Genomic DNA, 22,320 nt, shown 5'->3' with positions numbered 1-22,320 from the left:
GAGCTAAGTATGCCCGCATCGGACGCCGTGCAGGCCGATGGCCTCTTCGTCGTCAGCGCCGAACGGGGTTTCGTGGCCACCGTGGAGGCCTGGGGCCCCGTGGCGGGCGCTCCGGTCTTCGCCTTCCCGTCCCTGCAGGCCGCCTACGGCGCCCTCGACGCCTACGACCCCCTGATCCTGCTGGTGGACCGGCGCAGCGAGGACGGCAGCATCCTCGGCCTGCTCCGCAAGCTCCGCCGCCGCTTCCGCCACCTGGAGCTGATCCTCCTGGAGAGCCCCCGCAGCGACCGCGTCCGGGGGGCCGAGCGCCTGGCCGGGGTGGACCTCTTCATCGACCTGCCCCTGCCCGACGGCGACCTGCGCCTCCTGCTCGAACGGCGCGTGCGCCTGGGGCGCTTCCGCCGCGACAGCAAGCTGGTGGGCAAGAGCGAGGCGCTCGAGCAGATCCTCGAGATGATCCTGCACATCGCGCCCACGGACATCAGCGTGCTCATCACCGGTGAGAGCGGCACGGGCAAGGAGCTCATCGCCCAGAGCCTGCACCAGACCAGCCGCCGCGCGAAGGCTCCCTTCCTGGCGCTCAACTGCGGCGCCATGCCCGAGGGCACGCTGGAGAGCGAGCTCTTCGGCCACGAGAAGGGCGCCTTCACCGGGGCGACGTCCGCGCACCCGGGGCACTTCGAGCGCGCGGATGGCGGCACGCTCTTCCTCGACGAGATCGGCGAGCTCAGCCCCCAGATCCAGATCCGTCTGCTGCGCGTGCTGGAGACGGGCGAGTTCATCCGCGTGGGGGGCGTGCGCACCCAGAGCGCCGACGTCCGCCTGCTCGCGGCCACCAACCGCGACCTCGACCTCGAGGTGCGCGAGGGGCGCTTCCGCCGCGACCTGCTGCACCGCATCAAGGTGATGGAGATCCGCGTCCCGCCGCTGCGCGAGCGCCCGGAGGACATCCCCCTGCTCGTGGAGCACTTCCTGCGCGAACTGCACGCCAAGGAGGGCACGCCGCTCTTCAGCGTGGATCCGTCGCTGATGGAGGTGCTCGCCGCGGCGCCGTGGCTCGGGAACATCCGCGAGCTGCGCAACACGGTGCAGCGCATGGCCGTGCTGGCCACCGGCAGCCGCCTCGGCCTGGAGAACCTGCCCGTGGACTTCGTGCGGGTTTCGGAGGGGCCGGCCTCGAACCTGCCGGTGCCGCTCAGCCTCCGGCCCGAGGAGGCCGAGCGCGAGCTGCTCTACCGGACCCTGCTCGCCCTGCGCGAGGACGTGGGCGAGGCGCTGGGCATCCTCCGCCGCTTCGAGCAGCAGCTCCAGGACGAGGAGTTCAGCATCGAGCACGAGGGACGGGCCTTCGGGCCCGGCCGGGACCTGAGCCGGGCCGAGGGGGGCAGCCTCGAGGCCATGGAGCGCCGCCTCGTCGAGCAGGCCCTGGCCGACAACCACGGCCACCGGCGCCGCACGGCGCGCCAGCTCGGCATCAGCGAGCGGACGCTCTACCGCAAGCTCCGCGAGTATGGGCTCGGCTAGCTCCCCGGGCCCGGATTTTCGCTGGCATCAACGGCTTGCCTCCTCTATCATTCAGGCCATGACCCCTGCCACCCCTGCCGGGAACAGAGCCAACCCCTCAACCGACGCGGTGAAACCATGAACACGCAGCTCTCGCGCTGGATGCTCCTGCTGTGCGCCGCCCTGCTGATTCTCCCGGCGACTGCTCACGCCACCAAGTACACGGCCGATTTCCTCACCGTGGGCACCGGGGCGCGGCCCCTGGCCATGGGCGGGGCCTTCACGGCCGTGGGCGAGGACAACAACGCCCTCTTCTTCAATCCCGGCGCCCTGGCCGCCATGGGCGGGAACAGCCTGAGCCTGATGCACTCGGAGCGCTTCGGCGGCCTGGTGCAGGTGGACAACGCCGGCTACCACCGGGCGGTCAATCTCTACGGCCGGCAGGCGAGCCTCGGGATCTCGGTGCTGCGGCTGGGGGTGGACAACATCACCTTCACCAACGACCACCCCTTCAACGATCTCAACGGGAACGGCGAGTTCGACGGCCCCGAGGAACTGCCCGACAGCATCGATCCCAGCTACTTCAGCAAGGAGAGCGACCAGGAGTGGGGGATCCTCGGGATCTACGCCACCCAGGCGGGCGGCTGGTCGATCGGCGGCGGGATCAAGATCATCTACCAGTCCGTGGGCAGCTTCAACAGCTTCGGCTTCGGCCTCGACGCCGGCGTGCTCAGCCCGCCGCTGGGCCACGGCCTGCGCGCGGGTCTGAAGATCCAGGACATCACGGGCACCTACGTCGCCTGGAATACGGGCGTGTCCGAGTTCGTGGCGCCGTCGCTGCGCCCGGGCCTCGCCTGGCGGCACGCGCTGGGGAGCCTCAACGCCAGCGTGCTGCTGGCCGGCGACCTCGAGATCCGCTTCGAGGAGTACGGCGACGCCGCCACCTGGAGCAGCAGCTTCGCGAGCGTGGATCCGCACCTCGGCGGCGAGCTCTGGCTGCTGGGGACCGTCGCCCTGCGCCTGGGCCTGGACCGCGACAACTGGACGGCCGGCGGCGGCCTGCGCCTGGCGGGCCGCGACGGGATCCTGCCCTGGAACGTTTTCGACGACCTGTCCCTGGACTACGGTTTCGGCAGCCACGAGGTCTTCGACGGCAGTCATCGCCTCGGGTTGTCCACGCGCTTCTAGTCGCGCGGCGGCGGGCCGCGTCACCCGATACGACAGTGGAGAGATGGACAACGTCCTGACCATGATCCTCGCCGGCGGCGCCCCGGACGCCCTTGGCGTGCTGGCGCGGCACCGCGCGAAGACGGCCGTGCCCTTCGGCGGCCGCTATCGCCTCATCGACTTTCCGCTGAGCAACTGCGTCAACTCCGGCCTGCGCAACCTCTACATCCTCACGCAGTACAATCCGCGCAGCCTTCGGCGGCACATCCGCCTCGGCCGGCCCTGGGACCTGGACCGCAGCATGACCGGCGGCGTGCGCGTGCTCATGCCCTACTCGGGCGCGCATCACACGTCGTGGTATCGGGGCACGGCCGACGCGCTGCTGCAGAACCTGGACATCATCCGCAAGAGCACGAGCCGCTACGTGCTGATCCTGAGCGGCGACCACATCTACAAGATGGACTACCGCGAGCTCTTCCACCGGCACATCGTCACCGGCGCCACGATGACCCTGGCCACGCGCCTGCAGCGCCCCGGGGACGAGCATCGCTTCGGGCTGGTGGACGTCGACGCGCGCGGTCAGGTGGTCGCCTTCCGCGAGAAGCCCGGCGCGCCCTTCGGCACGGACGCGAGCCTGGGGATCTACCTGTTCGAGCGCGACTACCTGGTCACGGCCCTGCGCGCCGCGGCCGCGGGCGACGGCACGGACCTCGTCAGCGAAGTCGTGATCCCCACCGTGAACCGGGAGCAGGTGGCGACCTACCGCTTCGACGGCTACTGGGAAGACGTCGGCGACCTCGAGGCCTACTACCGCGCGAACCTGCTGCTGGTGGACGCGGCGCCGCCGCTGGTGCTGGACGACCCCGCCTGGCCCATCTACACGCGGATGGAGAGCGAGAGCCCCACGTGGTTCGCCGGCGACTCCAGCGTCGAGCGCTGCGTGGTGGGCGCGGGCGGCCGCATCGCGGGGGCGGTGCACGACTCGGTGATCTTTCCGCGCGTCACCATCGAGGCCGGGGCCGTGGTGGAGGGCGCCGTGCTCTTCTCCGGCTGCCGCGTGGCGGCGGGCGCGCGCGTGCATCGCGCGATCCTCGACAAGGACGTCCAGGTGGGCGAGAACGCGCGGGTGGTGGGGCGCGACGCGCTGATCGTCCTGCCCAAGGGCAGCGCCGTGCCGGCGGGCGCCGACGCCTGCGAACCCGGCGCCGTGCTCGCGCGCGGAGGTGAGCGATGAAGCCCATGCGTCCCTACGGCAGCGTCGCGGTGCTGGTGCTCGCCGGCGGCCGCGGCGAACGTCTGGACCTGCTCACGACGCTGCGGGCCAAGCCCGCCGTGCCCTTCGGCGGCAACTTCCGCATCATCGACTTCGTCCTGTCCAACTGCTTCCACTCGGGCATGAGCGAGGTGTCGATCCTCACGCAGTACCTGCCGCGCAGCCTCGAGGACCACGTGGGCTTTGGCCGCGCCTGGGATCTCGACCGCATGACCAGCGGTCTGCAGTACCTGCATCCCTTCCGCGGCCTCGAGCGCTCGAACTGGTATGGCGGCACGGCCAACGCGCTCTACGAGAACCTGCACATCCTCGAGGAGTCGCGCGCGGATCACTTCCTCATCCTGAGCGGCGACCACATCTACCGCATGGACTATCGCGAGCTGGTGGCGCAGCACGAGGCGTCGATGAGCCAGGTGACCGTGGCCGTCCGGCCGGTGGACTGGGCGCAGGCGCATCACTTCGGGCTCTTCGAGACGGACGCGGCCGGCCAGGTCACCGCCTTCGTCGAGAAGCCGCCGGAGCCGCGCAGCAACCTGGCCAGCATGGGGATCTACGTCATCCGCCGGCAGTTCCTGCTGGACGCGCTGACGCGGCGTGGGCCGCAGGAGCCGTCGCTGGACTTCGGCCGCGACCTCGTGCCCGACTGGGTGAGCGGTGGCGACGTGACGCTCTTTCCCTTCGAGGGCTACTGGCTCGACGTGGGGACCCTCGACAGCTACGTGCAGGCCCACCGCGATCTGCTGGGCGCGAAGCCCACCTTCGCGCTCGACGACCCCGACTGGCCCGTCCTCACGCGCACGCCGCCGCGCGCGCCGATGCAGCTGGGCGACGGCGCCCGCGTCGCCGACTCGCTGGTGAGCGACGGCTGTCGCATCCAGGGGCGCGTGGAATCCAGCATCCTGGGCCCCGGCGTGCAGGTGGCGGCCGGAGCGCTGGTGCGCGACGCGATCGTGATGGAGGACACGGTGGTGGGCGAGGGCTGCCACGTCGAGCGCTGCATCCTCGACAAGCGCGTGCTGCTGGGCGCGGGCAGCCGGATCGGCGCCGCCGGCGCCGGCGATCCGAACCACGAGCGCCCTGCCGTTCTGCGCTCGGGCCTCAGCATCCTGGCGAAGGACAGCGTGGTGCCGCCGGGCTGGTCCCTGGGACGCAACGTCCGCTGGGCGCTCTCGGCCGAGCAGGCGCCCCCGGAGGAGCGCTTCCCGGATCACCGCGTTCCCGACGGGGAGAGCTGCCTCGCCTAGCTGTCCGTGTAGAGCACCAGGCGATCGCCCGGGTGCAGCACCGTCTCCTGCGTGATCTCGCGATTCCATCCCAGCAGGGCCTGCACCGTGGTCCCGTAGCGACGGCTGATGGAGTAGAGGCTCTCGCCCTGGGTGACCACGTGCACGCGGCGCACGTTGGCCGCGGCGGTCGAGGCCGTCTCCCCGTCGCCGCCGCTGCTGAGGTACTGCAGCACCTGGTTGGGATAGATCCGCGAACTGCGGCCGAGCCCGTTCCAGCGCTGGAGATTGCGCACCGGCACGTCGAGCCGGCGGGAGATGGCCGACAGGTTGTCGCCCTTGCGCACCGTGTAGAAGCTCTTGGACTGCCCGCCGGGCACGTCGAGGGGCGGCAGCACCTTGGCCGCCGAGGCGGCCACGCCATTGGACGTGGGCTCCTGCCAGCCCCGGTCCGGATGCGTGGGGATCGTCAGCACGGAGCCGGCGCGCAGCGAGCGCGGATTCCGGATGCCGTTGCGATCGATGATGGCCTGCACCGTGGTGCCGTAGCCCTTGGCGATCTCGTAGAGCGTCTCGCCCTTGCGGACGCGGTGGCGCGCGAAGCTGACGCGCTCGTCGTTGCTCAGCTGCGCGAGCGCGGTGCGCAGGCTGCCGCTGCGACCCGGCGGCACGTGTACGGCGTAGGCGGGGCGGTCCGGCGGCGTGCACCAGCGCAGCAGGTGCGGGTTGAGCCGCTCCAGCTCGGCCTTGCGGAAGCCGCCCTTCTTGGCGATGAGCGCCAGGTCCACCGCCTCGTCGATCTCCAGTTCCTCGTAGGTGAAGGGGCTCTCGGGCTGGACGGCGAAGCCGTGCTCGTCCAGGTGCGCGCCCACCCAGGCGGCGGCCATCATCTTGGGGACGTAGTCCTGGGTCTGCCGCGGCAGGCGCAGCTGCCAGAAGTCGCGGCTGCCGGCGCGCCGGACGGACGCCTGCACCCGGAACTCGCCGGTGTTGTAGGCCGCCATGGCGAGATTCCAGTCCTGGAAGATGCCATAGAGGTGGGAGAGGTACTGGCAGGCGGCCTCGGTGGAGCGCACGACGTCGCGGCGCTCATCCACCCAGTAGTCCACGCTGAGGCCGTAGCGGCGCGCCGTGCCGCGGATGAACTGCCACGGCCCCACGGCGCCGGCCGAGCTGCGGGCCGTGGGCTTGAAGCCGCTCTCGATCATGGCCAGGTAGTAGAGCTCGGGCGGCAGCTCGTAGCGCTCGAGCGCGCTCTCGATGACGTCCCGGTAGGCCTCGCCCCGGTTCAGCCACTCCTGGAAGACCTTGCGGCCATTGCCGGTGAAGTAATCCACCCACTTGTCCACGCGGGCGTTGCGCTCCAGCCGCAGCGGGCGGGAGGGCATGTCGGGTAGGCCGCCGTACCAGAGGGCGACGAGCGAGTCGTCGGCCACCTCGAGCGGCGCCGCGAAGTGCATGAGCGATTCCTCGTCGAGGATCTCCTGCAGCCGGTCCAGTCGGTTCTGCAGGCTGGTGAGATAGAGCCGCGCCAGGCCGCCGGCGGTCAGGGCGCTGTCGCTCTGGGCGTCCGCCAGGGTGAGGACGGCGTGGTCGATCATCTCCTGCGCGCTGAGGAGATCCCCCTGGGCGATGTAGTGGACGGCCTCGTCGTAGTCGCCCTGCAGCGCCTGCAGGTCGGGCTTGAAGGCCAGGGCGCGGTCGCGCAGCGACCACTCCGCCGGCTGCTCCTCCAGGGTGCCGCTGTCGGCCGTCAGGCCGGGACTCGTGACGCTGTCCGTCGCCGCCGTGACCAGGCCGGGCGCCTCGTCGTCCACCTCCGTGGACGGCGGGGGCACCTGCTCATGCCTGGCGCAGGCGCCGACGCCCAGGGCGAACAGCAGCAGCAGTGGGAGGATGCGAGGCGAGGCTGACACGGGGACCTCCTGGCGTCCGGGTTGCTGGACGTGGGCACCGGGATGCCCGCCGCGGATTTGCAAGGGGAATGCCTGCCGGGTGGCGCAGTCTAGGTCTGGGCTGCGGATCTGGCAACGAAGATCTCGCCCCGCGGGCAGAGGTCGGTTGACCTGCCCCCGGGGCCGTAGTATATACTTGAAATGCAGTCATTAGGCGCTTGTCATCGCAGATGTTAGACACCCCATGCCGCCCTCGGACCGCGGGTCTCGGGTTTGCAACATGAACCGACAGCAGAGGACCAGCCGCTACTTCCTCCAGCACCTGCTCCCGCGTGACGCGCTCGCGCCGTCCGAGCGGAGCCGGCTTGACGCCGTGCTGCGCGCCGGTGGCACCGACGCGGAGCGGCGTCTCGCCGTGGAGCTGGCCGAGGCCCTGGCCAGCCGGGGAGTCTACCGGCGCGGCCGCCCGGGCCACTACGGGAATCCGGCGACCCGCGAGACCTACCGTCTGTGCCCGCTCGCGGTTCCACGTGAACCGGTCGCCCCGGAGGCGTCGCCGCCGGCGACCACGCCATCGACGCCGCCCGTGCCGGTGGAGGGGGGCGTCCGCTTCGATCGCCTGCGGGAGGTCCTCGCGGTCCTGCGGCTGCAGGGGCGGCAGCCCGGCATCCTGGCCGGGGTGGGCCGCCTCCTGGCCGCGCTGGACCGCTGGTATCCCGGCAGCGGGCACTGCCTCTACCACTTCGAAACGCTGGCCCAAGGCGACACGCTCGCGGGACTGCGTTCGCTCGAGCCGGACACGCTCGCGCCGGGACATCCCTACCGCCAGGCGCTCGCCACGCGGGGCGTGAGCCGGCTGGATCCGCAGGCGGCCGCCGCGTCGGGCTGGTACCCGCCGCGCGCCGGCGCGGACGCGCGCTGGCTCCTGCTGCCACTGCGGCTGCCCGCCGACGACGCGGACGCGAGCCCCTGGGGCCTGCTCGAGCTGCGGCTGCCGCCCGCGCTGGACGACGACAGCCTCGACGCCGAGCTCGGCCTGCTGGGCGAGGCGCTGTCGGAGCTGGTGCACAACCACCGGGTGCTGTCGGACGTGGTCTACGTCGACGGCCTGACCCAGGTCTTCAACCGCAGCTTTCTCGACCTGCAGCTGCCGGTGGAGGTGGAGCGCGCGCGCCGCAACGACGAGACCCTCGCGGTCCTGGTGGTGGACCTCGACGACTTCAAGCGCATCAACGACACCTTCGGCCACGAGGCCGGCGACCGTGTCCTGCGCAGCCTCGGCATGCTCGTCCGTGACACGATGCGGCGCGTCGACCAGGTCTTCCGCTTCGGCGGCGAGGAGTTCGTCGTGCTGCTGCCCCGCCTCGACGAGGACTCGGCCCTGCGCGCGGCCGAACGTCTGCGCCTGGCCGTGGCCGAGCACCGGGTGGAGCTGCGCGGCAGCGACAGCCCGCTCGGCGTCACGGTGAGCATCGGCGGCGCGCTCTACCCCCGCGACGGCGCGGACCCCGACGCGCTCTTCCGCGAGGCCGACGCCGCCTGCTACCGCAGCAAGCGCGACGGCAAGAATCGCGTCAGCTTCGCCGGTCCCCCCGGCGTCTGATTCCGCCCGGTTTCCCTCCCTCGACACCGCGCCGACGGGAGCGCCTCCGTGTTCTGGCCTCTGCTCCTCGGCGTGCTGCTGGGCCTGCCCCTGCGTCTGACCGCCGCGCGCGCGGCGCTGCCCCTCTACTGGCCACTGCTGCTGCTGCCGTCCGGCCTGCCCCCGAAGCGCGGGCGCCTGGGCTGGACGCTGCGCGCCCTCGGCGTCGCGCTGGTCCTGCTGCGGCTGCCTGGGGCGCCGGCGCAGGGCGAGGTGGACGTCGCGGGCCGCTGGGACGCGGCCGTCGACCTGCGCGGCGAACGCGTGGAGGGACGGCTGCGCGCCCGCCCCGAGCTGCCGCTGCGCCTGCTCCTCGACGTGGACGGCCGCCTGCCCGCGGACGGCGCGCGCTGGCGCGGCCGCGGACTGCTCCTGCCGACGGCGGGCGGGGAGGCCGAACTGCGCGTGCGCGAGTGGACCGCCTCGCGGCGCGAGAGCCCCGCCGCGCGCGCGAGCCGCGCCGCCGGGCCGGGCGTGCGCGGACGCCTCGCCCGTCGACTCACGCGGGGCTTTCCCGCGCGCGAGGCGCCGCTGGCCAGGGCCCTGCTCCTGGGGGAGCGGCGCGGCCTCCCCGCGTCCACCTGGCGACGCTTCCGCGACGCCGGCCTCGCCCATGTGCTCGCCCTCAGCGGGCTTCACGCCGGGCTCTTCCTGCTGCTCGCGCGGCGCCTGATCGGCGTCCTGCCCGGCGGCGGCGCGGCGGGCGCGGAGCGCGTCCTCCTGCTGGCGCTGCCGCTGCTGCTTCTGCTCTGGGGCGGCTCGGCGTCGGTCCTGCGCGCGCTGGCGATGGCCGCCTACGTGCTCGTCTGGCGCCGCCGCGGCGGACGTCCCCGCGCCCGCGAGGCGCTGGCCCTGGCCGCGCTCGTCGAATTCATGCGCCGGCCGGCCACCCTGCTGTCGCCCGGCTTCCAGCTCAGCTACCTGGCGACGCTGGCGCTGATCGCCTGGGCGCGCCGCGTCGCGCCGCCGCAGGCCTTCTGGCCGCGGCTGCGCTGGTCGCTGGCGCAGGGCCTGCTCGCCAGCCTGCTCTGCACCGCGGCGGGCCTGCCCGTCCTCATCGGCGGGGGCGAGGCGAGCTTCGGGCGCCTGGCGCTGCTCGGCCCGCTGTGGAACCTGGCGGCGGGGCCGCTCTGCGCGCTGTCGCTGGGGCTGGGTTGGCTCGCGCTGCCCTTCGCCGCGCTGCCGGGCGTGGATGCCATCGCCGCGGCGCCCGGCGCGCTGGCGCTGCGCCTGCTGGCCGCGCTGGCCTTCACCGCGGGGGGGCCGCTGGCCGTCTGCCTGCACGGACGGGTCGCGAGTCCCTGGGTCTGGATCGCCTGGAGTCTGGGCTTCCGCACGCTGCTCGCGGGCGGCCGACGGCGCTGGCCGGCCCTGCTGATGGGACTGCCGCTGCTCGTCTTGCTCGTTGGCGGAGCGTGACTTGACACCCCGGCGACCCCTGACTAGGATGCGCCCGTCACCGCCGTCGCCACAGCCGTGGCCTCACCCACGTCGGAATCCGAGCAGTGCAGGGATGACCCGAATCGCCGTTTTCGCGTCCGGTCGCGGCTCCAACTTCGAGGCTCTCGCCGCGGCCGCGCGGGAGGGGCGCGTTCCGGCGCGCATCGCCCTGCTGCTCAGCGACCGGGAGGACGCCGGCGCCCTGGACGTCGCGGCGCGCTTCGGCATCGAGGCCGTGACCCTGAAGCCGGCCGGCCGCCGCGGCCCGCTGGACGCCGACTGGGAGGCCGCCTGCCTCGCCGCGTGCCGCCGCGCCGGGGCGGAGTGGATCTGCCTCGCCGGCTTCATGCGCATCCTGGGTCCGGCGCTGCTGGACGCCTACCGCGACCGCGTGGTGAACATCCATCCCTCGCTGCTGCCGTCCTTTCCCGGCCTCGACGCCCAGCGCCAGGCCTGGGAGCACGGCGTGCGCGTGAGCGGCTGCACGGTGCACCTCGTGGACGCCGGCGTGGACACGGGGCCCATCGTGGCCCAGCGCGCGGTGTCGACGGAGGGGGTGGGCAGCGCGGACGCGCTGGCCGCGCGCATCCTCGAGGCCGAACACGCGCTCTACGCCGAGGCGCTCGAGCGTCTGCTGGCCGGCGGCTGGCGCCGCGACGGGCGCCGCCTCGTCTTCACCCCCAGCCCGGAGGGCCGATCATGAACGCGAGCACAGCCCTGGTCTCCAGCCAGGATCTGGGCCTGACCCCCAGCTACCGCGGCAAGGTGCGCGACCTCTTCGATCTCGGCGAGGAGCTGCTCATCGTCGCCACGGATCGCATCAGCGCCTACGACGTCATCATGGGCGAGCCCGTGCCGGGCAAGGGCGCCATGCTGACCACGATCTCGGTGGAATGGTTCAGGCGCATCGAGGCGGCGGGCCTCGTGAAGCATCACCTGCTCAGCGCCGACTGGAAGGACTTCCCCGCGCCCTACCGGCGCGAGGAGCTGGCGGGGCGCAGCATGCTGGTGCGCAAGACGGACCGCTTCGACCTGGAGTGCGTCGTGCGCGGCTATCTGGTGGGCAGCGGCTGGAAGGACTACCGCGCGAGCGGCGCCGTCTGCGGCATCGCGCTGCCGGCCGGCATGCGCGAGGCGGACAAGCTCGATCCGCCGATCTTCACGCCGGCCACCAAGGCGGAGGAGGGGCACGACGAGAACGTCGACGCCGCCGGCGCCGCGGCCATCGTGGGCGAGGACTGGCTCGCGCGCCTCGAGGCGACGAGCCTCGCGCTCTACGCCTTCGCGCGGGACTACGCCGCCGAGCGCGGCATCATCATCGCGGACACGAAGCTGGAGTTCGGCCGCCTCGGCGACGAGCTCGTGCTCATCGACGAGGTCTTCACGCCCGACAGTTCCCGCTTCTGGGACCGCCGCGTCTGGGCGCCGGGCGCGACGCCCGACTCCTTCGACAAGCAGATCCTGCGCAAGCACCTGGATGACGTGGGCTGGGGCCGCGCGGGCGACCCGCCGCCGCTGCCGCAGGACCTCATCGCGCGCATCGGCGCGCGCTACGCGGAGATCCGCGACATCCTCTTCGCGCCCGGCGGCGGCCTGCGATGAAGATCAGACGCGCGCTGCTCAGCGTCACGGACAAGTCGGGACTCACGGAGCTGGCCACTTTTCTGCGAGGGCACAGCGTCGAGCTCATCGCCAGCGGGGGAACGCGGCGGCATCTCGAGGCGGCGGGGGTGGAAACCGTGGAGCTGGCCGCCTTCACCGGCAGCCCGGAGTGCCTGGACGGCCGCGTCAAGACCCTGCACCCCAAGACCTTCGGCGGCATCCTCGCCGATCCGGAACTCCACGCCGAGGACCTCTCGCGCCTGGACTTCCCGCTCATCGATCTGGTGGTGGTGAACCTCTACCGCTTCCGCGAGACGGCCGCCTCGGGCCGCGGCGAGGCCGAGGTGATCGAGTCCATCGACATCGGCGGGCCCAGCCTGCTGCGCGCGGCCGCGAAGAACCTGCGCCGGGTGGCGGTGCTCTGCGCGCCGTCCCAGTACGCCGAGTTCATGGCCGCGATGCAGGCCGGCGACGGCGACGTGGGGCCGGAGCTGCGGCGGCGGCTGGCCGGCGCGGCCTTCGCCCACACGCGCGACTACGACCGCGAGATCGCGGCCTGGTTCGACGTCCCCGAGGCGACGCCGGGGCCGGGCCTCGAAGCGCCGCTCGCCACGCTGCGCTACGGCGAGAATCCGCACCAGCGCGCGGCGCTGCACCCCTGGCTCGCGCCGAGCGCGCCCTACACGCAGCTGGGGGGCGCCGAGCTGTCCTACAACAACCTGCTGGACCTGGGCGCGGCGCTGGATCTCGTCGCCGACCTGCCCGGTCCCGCGGCGGCCGTGATCAAGCACGGCAACCCCTGCGGCATCGGCTACGGCGACGACAGCGCCGCGGCGCTCGCGGCCGCGTGGAGCTCGGACCCGGTGAGCGCCTTCGGCTCGGTGATCGCGCTGAGCCATCCCGCGGACGCGGCCGTGGCCTCCTTCCTGGCCAAGAAGTTCGTCGAGGTGCTCGTCGCGCCGGGCTACAGCGACGAGGCCAAGGCGAAGCTCGCGAAGAAGGAGAAGCTGCGCGTGCTCGAGCTGCGGAACCTGGCCCACTGGCGCGCGCCCCGGCGACTGCGGTCGGTGGGGCCGCTGCTCCTGGTGCAGGACGAGGACATGGACTTCGCCCCGACCGCCGAGTGGAAGCACGGCGCCGGCCCGGCGCCGGACGCCGCGACGCTCGCCGAGCTGGAACGCGCCTGGCGCGCGGTGAAGCACGTGAAGAGCAACGCCATCGTGGTGTGGAAGGGCGACAAGCTGCTCGGCGCCGGCGCGGGTCAGACCAGCCGGGTGGACTCCTGCCGCATCGCCGTGGACAAGGCGCGCGAACTCGGACACGATCCCGCCGGGGCCGTGGCCGCCTCGGACGCGTTCTTCCCCTTCCCCGACGGGCTGGAGATCCTGGCCGCGGCGGGCGTTCGCGCCGTCGTCGAGCCCGGCGGTTCGATCCGCGACGAGGAGGTGCTCGCGCGGGCGGACGCCCTCGGGGTCACCGTCATGCTCACCGGCCGGCGTCACTTCCGGCACTAGCGGCGCGGGCGGAGCCCGGCGCGACAGGGGGTAGCTCTCGTGGAGCAAGCGAGCGGCGCCATCGTCATTCTCGACTACGGTTCGCAGTACACGCAGCTGATCGCGCGTCGGATCCGCGAGCTGGCGGTCTTCAGCGTGATCCTGCCCTGGAACGCGGACGCGGAGGCCATCCGCGCCCACGCGCCGCTGGGCGTGATCCTCTCGGGCGGCCCGGCCAGCGTCTACGAAGACGGCGCGCCGGCGCTCAACGAGGCGGCGCTCGGGCTGGGCGTGCCGGTGCTCGGCATCTGCTACGGCATGCAGCTGATGGGCCGCGCGCTGGGGGCGAGCATCGAGCGCAGCGACCGGCGCGAGTACGGCCTCGCCGAACTGCACTGCGACGTGAGCGCGCCGCTCATGGAGGGTCTCGACCCCCAGGAGCCGGTGTGGATGAGCCACGGCGACAGCGTCCACACGCTGCCCGCCGGCGCGCGCGCGCTGGCCAGGAGCTCGGGCAGTCCGGTCTGCGCCTTCGCGCTCGCGGAGCGCGGGCTCTACGGCCTGCAGTTCCACCCCGAGGTCTCGCACACCGTGCACGGGACGCAGATCCTGCGGAACTTCGTCTTCGGCATCTGCGGCGCGGCGGCCGACTGGACGCGCGAGCAGTTCATCGACAGCACCGTGGCGCGCGTGCGCGAGACGGTGGGCGACGCGCGCGTCTTCTGCGCGGTGAGCGGCGGCGTGGACTCCACCGTGCTCGCGGCCCTGCTCAGCCGGGCCCTGCACCGGCAGGTGGAGTGCGTCTTCATCGACACCGGGCTGCTGCGCAAGCACGAGGGCGACGAGGTGGTGTCGCTCTTCGCGCGGCACATGGACGTGTCCTTCCACCGCGTGGACGCCGGCCCCGAGTTCATGGCGGCGCTCGCCGGCGTGGACGACCCCGAGGCCAAGCGCAAGGCCATCGGCCACACCTTCATCCGCGTCTTCGAGCGCGTCAGCGCCGAGCTGGGGGAGATGCCCTACCTCGCGCAGGGCACGCTCTACCCGGACGTCATCGAGTCGGTGTCGGTGGGCGGGCCCAGCGCCACGATCAAGAGCCATCACAACGTGGGCGGACTGCCCGAGGACATGCGCTTCACCCTGGTGGAGCCATTGCGGGAGCTGTTCAAGGACGAGGTGCGCGAGGTGGGCGCCGCGCTCGGACTGCCGCGGGACTTCCTCATGCGGCATCCCTTCCCGGGGCCGGGACTGGCGGTGCGCATCCTGGGCGAGGTGACCGCGGACAAGGTGGCCGTGCTGCAGGAGGCCGACGCGATCTTCATCGACGAGCTGCGCGCCGGCGGCTGGTACGACAAGGTCTGGCAGGCGCTCGCCGTGCTGCTGCCCGTGCGTTCGGTGGGGGTGATGGGCGACTTCCGCACCTACGAGAACGTCGTCGCCCTGCGCGCGGTGGACTCCCTCGACGGCATGACCGCGCGCTGGAGCGAGCTGCCGCACGGGCTGCTGGAGCGCGTGAGCAACCGCATCATCGGCAGCGTGCGCGGGGTGAACCGCGTGGTCTACGACATCAGCTCCAAGCCTCCGGCCACGATCGAGTGGGAGTGAGCGTGGCGCGCTCCCTGCTCGCGGGCCTGCTGCTGTCCGCCCTCGCCGCGACGGGCGCCGCCGCGGCGGAGCGGGCGACGAGCTACGTCTACCCGCCCTTCAAGCACACCCTCGGCATGCAGCGCGTGGGCGAGCTCGAGCTGAAGCTCTTCCTCGGTCCGGGCGCGAAGGTGGAGAACCCCCAGGGGATCTGCGCCGGCAAGCCGGCGAGTCGCGACGACGCCAAGACCGACCGCGACGACGACGAGCTGACGCTGGTGCTCGTCAATTCGGGGCGCGGCGAGCTGCTCTACAACCCCTCGCAGACGAGCCTGAAGCGCTACGGCCGCAAGGGGAGCGGCGAGGGCGAGTTCCTCGATCCGCGCGGCGTGGACATGGATCGCGAGGGGCGCGTCGCCGTGGCGGACACGGGCAACCACCGGGTGGCGCTGCTCGGCCTCGGTGAGGACGCGCTCCAGTGGACGGGCGCCATCGACAGCGTGGAGGGCGCGCCCTTCGCGCCGAGCGACGTGGCCTTCGCCGCCGGGATGCTCTGGGTGACCGATCTCGCCGGCGGGCGCATCCTGCGCTTCGAGCCGGACGGCGAATGGGTGGACGCCTGGGCGCCCCGGGGCGACGACGCGCTGGACGGTCCGCTGGCCCTCGCCGTGGCCGACGCCAAGGACCCGTGGAATCGCATGCGGCGCTTCGCCCTCGTGCTGGTGGACCGCCAGGGACAGCGCGTGCGCGTCTACGACGAGCGGGCGCGCGTGCTGCACGAGGCGAACGTCGCCGATCTGCTGCCCGGCCCTGCGCGCCTCGGCTATCCGGTGATCGACCTGCACGGGCAGATCCTCCTGCCGGACTCCACCGGCGGGCGGCTGCTCAAGCTGAACCGCGATCTCAGCGTCCTCGACGTGCTCGACCACCTGGACGACGACAGTCCCCTGCGCCATCCCAACTCCCTCGCGCTCTACCGGCGCTTCGGGCAGCTCTTCGTGGTGGAGACGCGCGGCGGCAGCTACGCCTGGACCGGCACCGACGTCAAGCGCTTCGAGGCCCTGCGCGTGGACGGCGACGGCCGGCCGGGCCTCCAGCTCGACTACTTCCTCACCGAGCCCAGCCTGGTGCGCATCCTGCTGGCGGCGGGAGGCGAGGAGCGCGAGCTGCTGCCCGAGCGACGGCGCGAGGCGGGCGAACGGCGTGACTGGGTGGCCCTGCCGGAGCCGATCCCCGCGCGCGCCACCGTGATCCTGCGCGCCACGCCCACCTACTCCGCGCGCAAGCAGCTCACGGTGGAGCGCCGCGCCCCGCTGCCGGCGGGCGATCCCGCGCCGCAGGCGGCGGAGGCGCGCTGATGGTGATGGACGCCCTCCGCGCCGAGGGCCCGCGCAAGGCGGTGCACCTGGCGACGGTCTGCATCCCCCTGGCCGTGTGGTTCCTGCCCGAGCGCCTCTGGCGCTGGCCGCTGGTCGCCCTGACGGTGCTGGTCCTGGCCATCGATCTGCTGCGCCTGGGCGATCCGCGCGTGCGGCGATTCTTCGGCAGCCTGGTCGGGCCGGCGCTGCGCCGTCACGAGCACAACGAGCTGCTGGGCTCGAGCTACCTGGCCATCGGCTGCCTGCTGGCCGCCCTGGTCTACCCGCGGCCGGTGGCCGTGGCCGCCATGGGCTACCTCATCCTGGGCGACGGCCTCGCCGGTCTGGTGGGACGCACCCTCGGGCGTCACACGCTGGCCTTCGGCAAGAGCTGGGAGGGCACGGTCGCCTGCTTCGCCGCCTCCCTGATCGTGGGGCTGCTGGTTCTCGGCGACCCGCGCGTGGCCGTGCTCGGCGCCCTGGTCGCCACCGTGGTGGAGCTGCTGCCCCTGCCCCTGGACGACAACCTGGCCATCCCGCTCCTCTGCGGCACCGTGCTCTGGTGGGCGCTGCTCTGATGCCGGGGCGCGTCCTGCACCTGCTCTCCCAGCAGCCTGGACACACGGGCAGCGGCGTGATCCTCGCGGCGCTCGTGGAGCAGGCGGGCCGGGCGGGCTGGGCGCAGCGGGTCCTGGTGGGGCTTCCCGCGGAGGAACCCACGCCCGCGCTGGCCGGTCTGGAGGCCGGCCAGCTGGAGGCCCTGCGCTTCGGCGAGGCGCCGCTGGAGTTCCCGCTGCCGGGGATGAGCGACGTCATGCCCTACCCCAGCAGCCGCTTCTCGGCCCTGAGCGACGCGCAGCTCGCCCGCTACGGGGAGGCCTGGCGCGCGCGCATCGCCGCGGCGGTGGCCGGCTTCGCGCCGACGGTGATCCACAGTCACCACGTCTGGCTGCTCAGCGCGGCGGTGAAGGACGTCGCGCCGCGGGTGCCCGTCCTCACGAGCTGCCACGCCACGGGGCTCCGGCAGGCGGCGCTCTGCCCGGCCCTCGCCCCTGCGGTGCGGGAGGGCTGCCGGCGCAACGAGCGCTTCCTGGTTCCGCACCGCGAGGGCGCGCGCGCCCTGGAGCGCTGGCTGGGCGTGCCGCCGGAGCGCATCCACGTGCAGGGGCCCGGCTTTCGGGACGAGCAGTTCCACGCGCGGGACCGCGCGCCGGGCGCGAGGGGGACCGTGGTCTATGTCGGAAAGTTGAGCAACGCCAAGGGCGTGCCTTCTTTGCTTGATGCGGTGCCCGAATTGAAGCGACGTCACAGGGACTTCGCGCTGCACCTGGCGGGCGGCGGCGGCGGCGCCGAGGGGGAGGCGCTGGCGCGGCGGGCGGCGGCGATGGAGGACGTCACCGTCCACGGCCCCCTGGACCAGGCGGCGCTGGGCGCGCTCATGCGGCGGGCGGCGGTCTGCGTCCTGCCCTCCTTCTACGAGGGCCTGCCGCTGGTGCTCATGGAGGCCGCGGCCTGCGGCTGCCGGGTGGTGGCCAGCGATCTGCCCGGGCTGGCCGAGTCCCTGGCGCCGAGCCTCGGCGAGGCGCTGCAGCGGGTGCCGCTGCCGCGGATGCTGGGGGTGGACAGCCCCGATCCCCTGGAGTTGCCCGCCTTCGTCGAGCGCCTGGTGGAGGCCCTGGACGCCGCCCTCGCGGCCGGACCGCCCGCCGGACCCCCGGCGGGCTGCGCCGAGCACGCCTGGCCTGCCGTCTTCCGGCGCATCGAGAGGCACTGGCGGGAGCTGGGCGGCTAGCCCGCCCGGGCTTGCATTTGCCCCCGCGGCTGGCCCACACTCGGACGTCCCTCGCTGCCGGGCGTTGACAGTGGCTGCGCGACGGTCCCGGACAGGCCGCGGCCCCGCTCCCCGACCTGGAGAGATCGCATGAAACGGCTCTACGTGGGCAACCTGCCCTTCACCGCCTCCGAGGACGAGATTCGAGAGCTCTTCTCCCGGCACGGGACCGTGAACGAGGTCAAGCTCATCAGCGATCGCGACACCGGCCGCCCGCGGGGCTTCGGCTTCGTGGAGATGGACGACGCCGGCGCTGACGCGGCCGTCGCGGCCCTGAACGGCGCCGAGATGGGCGGGCGCACCCTGCGCGTGGACGAGGCCCAGGAGCGCCGGCGCTAGGCGCCGCGCCCGCGATCGACCCCCGGCATGAGCAAGACACCGCCGCCGCGCTTCCGGCCCTACAGCGAGTACGAGGAGTACTCGCCCGACGCGATGCTCGCCCGCGCGGAGGACTTCCGGCGGGACCTGGCGCGGCGGCGCACCGTGCGCCACTTCGCCGAGCGGCCGGTGCCGCGCGCCCTCGTCGCCCGCTGCCTGCTGGCGGCGGGGACCGCGCCCAGCGGCGCCAATCGGCAGCCCTGGCACTTCGAGGTGATCGAGGACCCCGCGCTGAAGCGGCGCATCCGGGAGGCCGCCGAGGCCGAGGAGCGCGCCTTCTACGCCGAGCGGGCCCCGAAGGAGTGGCTGGAGGCCCTGGCGCCCCTCGGCACCGACGCCGAGAAGCCGTTCCTGGAGCGGGCGCCCTTTCTCATCGCCATCTTCGCGAAGCGCTGGGAACCGCTGCCGGGTGGGGGGCGTCTTCACAACTACTATGTGACGGAGTCCGTGGGCATCGCCACGGGACTCCTGATCGCCGCGCTTCATCGCGCGGGGCTGGCGACGCTGACCCACACGCCCAGCCCCATGGGCTTCCTGCGCGAGATCCTCGGGCGTCCGGCCCACGAACGCCCCTATCTGCTGCTGGTGCTTGGCTATCCGGCGGCGGGAGCCCAGGTGCCGGACATCGGCCGCAAGGGGCTGGGCGAGATCGCCGGGCTGGACGGCGGGCCCTTCCCGTCCGGGGACTCGGAGCCCTGAAGGCGCCGGGGATCCGGGAGCGGGGACAGGGCGGTTTGACAGACGCCGGGCCCGCCACTACCTTACGGGGCGCCCGCGCGCAAGCAGTTGAATTCCAAGCCGATGAGGAGCCGGTCGATGGCCTTCGAGATCCTGAAGAAGCTCTTTGGCACCCAGATGGACCGGGAGATCGGTCGCCTGCGGCCCATGGTGGACGCCATCAACGCCCGGTTCGAGGAGTACCAGGCGCTGCCCGCGGAGGGCCTGCCCGCCAAGACCGCTGAGTTCAGGGCGCGCCTGGCCGACGGCGAGGCCCTCGACGACCTGCTGCCCGAGGCCTTCGCGCTCGTCAAGGAGGCCTGCCGCCGCAAGGTCGGCGAGAGCTGGGACGTCATGGGCCGCCCGCAGACCTGGGAGATGGTGCCCTTCGACGTGCAGCTCATCGGCGGCATCGTGCTGCACCGCGGGCAGATCGCCGAGATGGCCACGGGCGAGGGCAAGACCCTCGTGGCCACGCTGCCGCTCTACCTCAACGCGCTGAGCGGCAAGGGCGCGAATCTCGTCACCGTGAACGACTACCTGGCCGAACGCGACGCGCGCTGGATGGGTCCCGTCTTCGAGAGCCTGGGGCTCACGGTGGGGGTCATCCTCGCGGGCATGACGCCGCCCGAGCGGCAGGTGGCCTACCGCTGCGACATCACCTACGGCACCAACAGCGAGTTCGGCTTCGACTACCTGCGCGACAACATGGTGGGCAGCGTCGAGCAGCAGGTGCAGCGCGGCTTCAACTACGCGATCGTGGACGAGGTGGACTCGATCCTCATCGACGAGGCGCGCACGCCGCTCATCATCAGCGGACCGGTGCGCGGCTCGAGCTCCGACGCCAAGTACTTCGAGCTGAAGCCCATGGTCGAGGGGCTCTTCCGCAAGCAGCAGCGCCTGGTCAACGAGCTGGCCGCCCAGACCGAGGGCCTCTTCAAGAAGGAGGACCGCAGCGACGACGAGCGCTGGCAGCTCGGCACGTACCTCCTCCAGCTCCGCCACGGCTCGCCCAAGAACAAGCGCTACCTGCGCCTGCTGCAGGAAGAGGGGCTCGCCAGCCTGCTGACGCAGGTGGAGAACGCCAACATCCGCGACAAGACCATGGGGGAGCTGGACGCGGCGCTCTACTTCGTCATCGACGAGAAGGGCCACAGCATCGAGCTCACCGAGAAGGGCCTCGACTCGCTGTCCGAGAAGGACCGCCAGCTCTTCGTGCTGCCGGATCTGAGCGCGCGGATGGGCGAGATCGACGCGGACCCGGACCTCGACCCCAAGGCGCGCGCGATCGCCAAGGAGGAGGCGCACCGCGGCTACGCGGAGCGCAGCGAGCTCATCCACATGGTGCAGCAGCTGCTGCGGGCCTACAGCCTCTTCGAGAAGGACGTGGAGTACGTCGTCCAGGAGGGCAAGGTCCAGATCGTGGACGAGTTCACCGGGCGCATCCTGCACGGGCGGCGCTACTCCGACGGCCTGCACCAGGCCATCGAGGCCAAGGAGGGCGTGCGGATCGAGGGGCAGACCCAGACCTACGCCACCATCACCTATCAGAACTTCTTCCGCATGTACGAGAAGCTCGCGGGGATGACCGGAACGGCCATCACCGAGGAGGCGGAGTTCTGGGAGATCTACAAGCTCAAGGTGGGCGTGATCCCGACGAACCGGCCCGTGGTCCGCGCCGACGAGGACGACCGCATCTACCGCACCCGCAAGGAGAAGATCGAGGCCATCCTGCAGGAGATCGAGCGCCTGCACGGCATCGGCCTGCCGGTGCTGGTGGGCACGGTGTCGGTGGAGTTCAGCGAGATGCTGAGCCGCGTGCTCAAGGGACGGAACATCCCGCACAACGTGCTCAACGCGAAGCAGCACCAGCGCGAGGCGGAGATCGTGGCGGGGGCGGGGCAGCCGGGCGCGGTGACCATCGCCACGAACATGGCCGGCCGCGGCACGGACATCAAGCTGCACCCGGGCGTGCTGGACGGCTCGGCGCTGAACGAGAGCGAGAGCAACGGCGACGGCCCCGGGCCGCGCGGCCTGCAGATCATCGGCACCGAGCGCCACGAGAGCCGACGCATCGACCGCCAGCTCCGCGGCCGTTCCGGCCGCCAGGGCGACGCGGGCCGCAGCGTCTTCTTCCTCTCCCTCGAGGACAATCTCATGCGCCTGTTCATGGGCGACCGCATGGGCGCCATCATGGACCGCATCGGCGTGCAGGAGGGCGAGGTCATCACGCACCGCCTGGTGACCAACGCCATCGAGCGCGCGCAGAAGAAGGTCGAGGCCTACAACTTCGACATCCGCAAGAACCTGATCAAGTACGACGACGTGATGAACGCCCAGCGCGAGGTGGTCTACGACCGGCGCGCCTACGCGCTGGAGGGCGACGCGGATCTGCTGGAGGACCTGCAGGAGAAGACCCGGGGCGTGGCCACGGCGCTGGTGGACCGGCACATTCCCGACAACTCCATCCCCGAGACCTGGGAGGCCGATCCGCTCTTCCACGAGCTGGAGGGCATCTTCCTCGGCGACTTCGCGCTGCCCGAGGGCGAGCTGGACCGCATGGACAAGGACCAGCTGCGCAACATCGTGCTCGAGCGCGCGGAGCAGCGGCTCGAGGAGCGCCGCGCGGCGCTGCCGGCGGAGATCTTCACGCAGGTGGCGCGCTTCGCCCTGCTGCGCAGCCTGGACGAGGCCTGGAAGGACCATCTGCTCGAACTGGACAACCTCAAGAGCGGCATCGGCCTGCGCGGCTACGGACAGAAGGACCCGTTGATCGAGTTCAAGCGCGAGGCCTTCGGTCTCTTCGAGGAGTTCATCGAGCGCGTGGACCGCGACGCGCTGCACGCCCTCTTTCACCTACAGGTGGCCGTGCAGCCGGCCGAGTACGAGGGGGAGGACCTCTCCAGGGTCAAGACCGAGCACGAGGAGGCGGAGTCCTACGCCTCCGCCGCGGCGCCCGCGAGCGGGGGCGGCGGACAGCCCCTGCCGCCCGAGGCCGCGATCTCGTCGACGGCCGCGGTGGCCGAGGCCTCCCGGCGCGGCGGTCCGGTCAAGGCGGCGCCGGTCAGCGCCGGTCCCAAGGTGGGACGCAACGACCCCTGTCCCTGCGGGAGCGGCCTCAAGTACAAGAAGTGTCACGGGCGCGCGGGCCAGGATTGAAGCCGCGCCGCCGGGAAATGGGGGCTGGACGACACCTGACCCAGATGCTAGCTTG

17 protein-coding genes are annotated in these 22,320 nt (G+C 72.4%); 16 read left to right on the top strand and 1 reads right to left on the bottom strand.

Annotation, left to right across the window (positions count from 1 at the left end):
* The first annotated feature begins 9 nt into the window (after positions 1–9).
* The 4 genes from H6693_03205 to H6693_03190 all read left to right on the top strand — a co-directional run bounded on the left by H6693_03205 (position 10) and on the right by H6693_03190 (position 5,187).
* Entirely contained in the window at positions 10–1,524 is a 1,515-nt protein-coding gene (locus tag H6693_03205) for a sigma-54-dependent Fis family transcriptional regulator (GenBank protein MCB9515177.1), read from the top strand.
* A 117-nt stretch (positions 1,525–1,641) separates the two neighbouring features.
* Positions 1,642–2,691 carry a hypothetical protein gene (locus tag H6693_03200; GenBank protein MCB9515176.1) on the top strand — a complete coding sequence of 350 codons (1,050 nt, stop codon included), beginning with the start codon at positions 1,642–1,644 and terminating at the stop codon, positions 2,689–2,691.
* A 43-nt stretch (positions 2,692–2,734) separates the two neighbouring features.
* Positions 2,735–3,904: a glucose-1-phosphate adenylyltransferase subunit GlgD gene (gene glgD, locus H6693_03195; GenBank protein ID MCB9515175.1), complete on the top strand. Its 1,170-nt coding sequence runs from the start codon at positions 2,735–2,737 to the stop codon at positions 3,902–3,904.
* Entirely contained in the window at positions 3,901–5,187 is a 1,287-nt protein-coding gene (locus tag H6693_03190; protein MCB9515174.1) for a glucose-1-phosphate adenylyltransferase, read from the top strand. The genes glgD and H6693_03190 overlap by 4 nt, the downstream gene beginning before the upstream one ends.
* Here H6693_03190 and H6693_03185 read toward each other — a convergent pair.
* Positions 5,184–7,082: a LysM peptidoglycan-binding domain-containing protein gene (locus H6693_03185; GenBank protein MCB9515173.1), complete on the bottom strand. Its 1,899-nt coding sequence runs from the start codon at positions 7,080–7,082 to the stop codon at positions 5,184–5,186. The genes H6693_03190 and H6693_03185 overlap by 4 nt on opposite strands.
* Before the next feature lie 259 nt (positions 7,083–7,341).
* On the opposite strand from H6693_03185, the gene H6693_03180 reads away from it, so the two are divergent.
* From H6693_03180 to secA, 12 genes are all read left to right on the top strand, one after another.
* On the top strand, positions 7,342–8,664 hold the full coding sequence (locus H6693_03180; protein MCB9515172.1) for a GGDEF domain-containing protein: 1,323 nt from the start codon (positions 7,342–7,344) through the stop codon (positions 8,662–8,664).
* Positions 8,665–8,712: 48 nt separating this feature from the next.
* The gene (locus H6693_03175) at positions 8,713–10,122 is read left to right on the top strand and encodes a ComEC/Rec2 family competence protein (protein ID MCB9515171.1); all 1,410 of its coding nucleotides are present in this window, start codon (positions 8,713–8,715) and stop codon (positions 10,120–10,122) included.
* A gap of 94 nt (positions 10,123–10,216) precedes the next feature.
* On the top strand, positions 10,217–10,846 hold the full coding sequence (locus tag H6693_03170; GenBank protein MCB9515170.1) for a phosphoribosylglycinamide formyltransferase: 630 nt from the start codon (positions 10,217–10,219) through the stop codon (positions 10,844–10,846).
* On the top strand, positions 10,843–11,745 hold the full coding sequence (locus H6693_03165) for a phosphoribosylaminoimidazolesuccinocarboxamide synthase (GenBank protein ID MCB9515169.1): 903 nt from the start codon (positions 10,843–10,845) through the stop codon (positions 11,743–11,745). The genes H6693_03170 and H6693_03165 overlap by 4 nt, the downstream gene beginning before the upstream one ends.
* Positions 11,742–13,259 (top strand): bifunctional phosphoribosylaminoimidazolecarboxamide formyltransferase/IMP cyclohydrolase, encoded by a 1,518-nt coding sequence (gene purH, locus H6693_03160; GenBank protein ID MCB9515168.1) that lies wholly within the window; start codon positions 11,742–11,744, stop codon positions 13,257–13,259. Before H6693_03165 ends, purH begins: the two co-directional genes overlap by 4 nt.
* Before the next feature lie 39 nt (positions 13,260–13,298).
* The gene (gene guaA / locus H6693_03155; protein ID MCB9515167.1) at positions 13,299–14,843 is read left to right on the top strand and encodes a glutamine-hydrolyzing GMP synthase; all 1,545 of its coding nucleotides are present in this window, start codon (positions 13,299–13,301) and stop codon (positions 14,841–14,843) included.
* 2 nt (positions 14,844–14,845) lie between these two features.
* Entirely contained in the window at positions 14,846–16,180 is a 1,335-nt protein-coding gene (locus H6693_03150) for an NHL repeat-containing protein (GenBank protein ID MCB9515166.1), read from the top strand.
* Positions 16,180–16,758, top strand: coding sequence for a hypothetical protein (locus tag H6693_03145; protein MCB9515165.1), 579 nt, complete (start codon positions 16,180–16,182; stop codon positions 16,756–16,758). The genes H6693_03150 and H6693_03145 overlap by 1 nt, the downstream gene beginning before the upstream one ends.
* A complete protein-coding gene (locus tag H6693_03140) occupies positions 16,743–17,972 on the top strand; it encodes a glycosyltransferase family 4 protein (GenBank protein MCB9515164.1) in 1,230 nt (409 codons plus the stop codon). The genes H6693_03145 and H6693_03140 overlap by 16 nt, the downstream gene beginning before the upstream one ends.
* Before the next feature lie 129 nt (positions 17,973–18,101).
* Positions 18,102–18,350 carry an RNA-binding protein gene (locus H6693_03135; protein ID MCB9515163.1) on the top strand — a complete coding sequence of 83 codons (249 nt, stop codon included), beginning with the start codon at positions 18,102–18,104 and terminating at the stop codon, positions 18,348–18,350.
* A gap of 27 nt (positions 18,351–18,377) precedes the next feature.
* Complete coding sequence (locus H6693_03130; protein MCB9515162.1) at positions 18,378–19,088, top strand: nitroreductase family protein; 711 nt, start codon at positions 18,378–18,380, stop codon at positions 19,086–19,088.
* 117 nt (positions 19,089–19,205) lie between these two features.
* Complete coding sequence (gene secA / locus H6693_03125; GenBank protein MCB9515161.1) at positions 19,206–22,265, top strand: preprotein translocase subunit SecA; 3,060 nt, start codon at positions 19,206–19,208, stop codon at positions 22,263–22,265.
* The last annotated feature ends 55 nt before the right edge of the window (positions 22,266–22,320 follow it).

It is taken from the genome of Candidatus Latescibacterota bacterium, from assembly GCA_020633725.1.
GTDB lineage: Bacteria > Krumholzibacteriota > Krumholzibacteriia > JACNKJ01 > JACNKJ01 > VGXI01.
The sequence above is the reverse complement of the archived record's forward strand: the minus strand, read 5'-3'. Positions and strand labels throughout refer to the sequence as shown.

Excerpts from the sequence above, each read along its gene's own strand:
- H6693_03205 (MCB9515177.1), top strand. The coding sequence starts at position 10 with ATGCCCGCATCGGACGCCGTGCAGGCCGATGGCCTCTTCGTCGTCAGC.
- H6693_03200 (MCB9515176.1), top strand. The coding sequence starts at position 1,642 with ATGAACACGCAGCTCTCGCGCTGGATGCTCCTGCTGTGCGCCGCCCTG.
- glgD (MCB9515175.1), top strand. The coding sequence starts at position 2,735 with ATGGACAACGTCCTGACCATGATCCTCGCCGGCGGCGCCCCGGACGCC.
- H6693_03190 (MCB9515174.1), top strand. The coding sequence starts at position 3,901 with ATGAAGCCCATGCGTCCCTACGGCAGCGTCGCGGTGCTGGTGCTCGCC.
- H6693_03180 (MCB9515172.1), top strand. The coding sequence starts at position 7,342 with ATGAACCGACAGCAGAGGACCAGCCGCTACTTCCTCCAGCACCTGCTC.
- H6693_03170 (MCB9515170.1), top strand. The coding sequence starts at position 10,217 with ATGACCCGAATCGCCGTTTTCGCGTCCGGTCGCGGCTCCAACTTCGAG.
- H6693_03165 (MCB9515169.1), top strand. The coding sequence starts at position 10,843 with ATGAACGCGAGCACAGCCCTGGTCTCCAGCCAGGATCTGGGCCTGACC.
- purH (MCB9515168.1), top strand. The coding sequence starts at position 11,742 with ATGAAGATCAGACGCGCGCTGCTCAGCGTCACGGACAAGTCGGGACTC.
- H6693_03145 (MCB9515165.1), top strand. The coding sequence starts at position 16,180 with ATGGTGATGGACGCCCTCCGCGCCGAGGGCCCGCGCAAGGCGGTGCAC.
- H6693_03135 (MCB9515163.1), top strand. The coding sequence starts at position 18,102 with ATGAAACGGCTCTACGTGGGCAACCTGCCCTTCACCGCCTCCGAGGAC.
- H6693_03130 (MCB9515162.1), top strand. The coding sequence starts at position 18,378 with ATGAGCAAGACACCGCCGCCGCGCTTCCGGCCCTACAGCGAGTACGAG.
- secA (MCB9515161.1), top strand. The coding sequence starts at position 19,206 with ATGGCCTTCGAGATCCTGAAGAAGCTCTTTGGCACCCAGATGGACCGG.